The 2,087-nt window shown below is 70.5% G+C and carries 3 protein-coding genes; all 3 read left to right on the top strand.

Annotated elements, in window-relative coordinates; all coding sequences use genetic code 11:
- Positions 1-379 (top strand): transposase (locus C5F48_RS23360; protein WP_258186565.1); only part of this gene is annotated, 379 nt, incomplete at its 5' end.
- Between the two features lie 17 nt (positions 380-396).
- Positions 397-729, top strand: coding sequence for an IS66 family insertion sequence element accessory protein TnpB (tnpB, locus tag C5F48_RS23355; RefSeq protein ID WP_373454371.1), 333 nt, complete (start codon positions 397-399; stop codon positions 727-729).
- A gap of 53 nt (positions 730-782) precedes the next feature.
- A partial coding sequence (gene tnpC / locus C5F48_RS23350) for an IS66 family transposase (protein ID WP_107666076.1) occupies positions 783-2,087 on the top strand: 1,305 nt, incomplete at its 3' end.

Here is a 2,087-nt window from a genome sequence, read left to right as displayed (position 1 = left end):
GTTTCGGGTTCTGGACGAGCCGATGGGACGGCGGATGTGGCCGAACGAGGAGAAGCTCCGGATCGTGATGGAGAGCTACGTGCCGGGGACGCGCGTCGGGGATGTGGCGCGGAAGTATCGGCTCCTGCCGTCGCAACTCACGACGTGGCGGCGGATGGCCCGCGACGGGCGGTTCGGCCTCCCCGAGGAGGCGCCGGGTTTTCCCGAGACGGCCGAGTTCGTGCCGCTGATGGTGGAAGCCGCGCCGCGAGCAGCTCGGGTCCCTCATGACGAGCGGATCGAGATCGAGGCGGGCGGCGTGACGATCCGGCTGTCCGGCTCCACGCCGGTGGCCCGCGTGGCGGAAATCGCGGTGGCGCTGGGGACGCGGCGCGGATGATCGTCCCCGGCCAGAGGATGCCGATCGTGATCGCCACGCGGCCGGTGGACTTTCGCTGCGGGCATGACGGGCTGGCGGCGAAGGTTCAGAACGAGCTGAAGCTCGACCCGCATTCCGGGTTGACGGTTGTGTTCCGGTCCCGTCGCGGCGACCGGCTGAAGATCCTGGTCTGGGACGGCAGCGGGCTGGTGCTGATCTACAAGCGGCTGGAGAGCGGCCGCTTCGTCTGGCCGAAGGTGCAGGACGGGACGATGCGGCTGTCGCGGGCGCAGTTCGAGGCGCTCTTCGAAGGGCTGGACTGGCGCCGGATGATGGCGCAGCGGGTGGTTCCTCCGGCTGCGGCGAGTTGAATCAAGCCCCTTGTTTTGCTGGGTTTCGGCGCGCGGGCGGGTAAACTCGACCCATGCCGTCCGCGCTCGATCCCGATCTTCTGGCCCAGCTTCCGCCCGCCCTGCGGGCGGCGGTCGAGGCGCAGGTCCAGGCGCTTGCCCTGGAGAACGCGGAACTGAGGACCCGCAACGCGCGGCTCGAGCATCTGGTCCGCGAACTCCAGCGGGCGCGCTTCGGACCGCGGTCCGAGAAGCTCCACCCCGACCAGATGGAGTTGGCCTTCGAGGATATCGAGGTGGCGCTGGCCGCGGCCACCGAAGAGAACGACGCGGCCGCCGAGTCCCGGACGGGCGATCGCCCGGCCCGCACGCCCCGCGGCCCGCGGCGCCTGCCCAAGGATCTGCCGCGCGAGGAACGGGTGCTCGTGCCCGAGGATCTCATCTGCCCGTGCGGCTGTGGGGACATGGTCCGGATCGGCGAGGACCGTTCGGAACGGCTCGACGTGACGCCGGCGCAGTTCCGTCTGATCGTGACCATCCGCCCGCGCTACGCCTGCCCGAAGGGCCGCGCCGGCATCCGCCAGGCCCCGCCGGCTCCGGCGCTGATCGAGGGCGGCCTGGCCACCGAGGCGCTGCTTGCGCATGTGGCGGTGGCCAAGTTCGCCGACCACCTGCCGTTGTATCGCCAGAGCCAGATCATGGCGCGTCAGGGCGTCGAGATCGACCGCTCGACCCTTGCCGACTGGATGGGCAAGGTGAGCTTCCACATCGCTCCCATCGTGGACCGGATGGCGGTGCTGCTCAAACGCTCGGCGAGGCTCTTCGCGGACGAGACGACGATGCCGGTGCTGGATCCGGGCGCCGGCAAGACGAAGAAGGGCTTCATCTGGGCGATGCTGCGCGACGACCGGCCGTGGGGCGGCTCGGATCCGCCCGGCGTCGTCTTCACCTATGCCCCCGGTCGTGCCGGCATCCACGCCGAGGAGATGCTGAAAGGCTTCGAAGGGGTGCTGCAGGTCGACGGCTACCAGGGCTACAACCGCCTTGCCGACGGCCGCCGCGCCGAGGGCGGCCGGGTGCGGCTCGCCTTCTGCTGGGCGCACGCCCGGCGCAAGCTGATCGAGGCGCGGCCAAGCGCGGGCTCGCCCTTCGTCGACGAAGCCCTGCGGCGCATCGCCGAGTTCTACGCCATCGAGAAGGAGATCCGCGGTCAGGCGCCCGAGGCGCGCCACGCCGTCCGTCAGGAGCGCTCGAAGCCGCTGCTCGAGGCCATGCACCCCTGGCTTGTTCAGCAGGCCGCCCGGCTGTCGAAGAAGTCCGACCTCGGGATGGCCGCGGCCTATGTGCTCGACCACTGGCCCGGTCTCATCCTCTTCGCC

The organism is Cereibacter changlensis JA139, assembly GCF_003034985.1.
In the GTDB taxonomy this organism is placed as follows: domain Bacteria; phylum Pseudomonadota; class Alphaproteobacteria; order Rhodobacterales; family Rhodobacteraceae; genus Cereibacter; species Cereibacter changlensis.
Note: the sequence above shows the minus strand (reverse complement) of the source record. Positions and strands in the feature narration are given on the sequence as shown.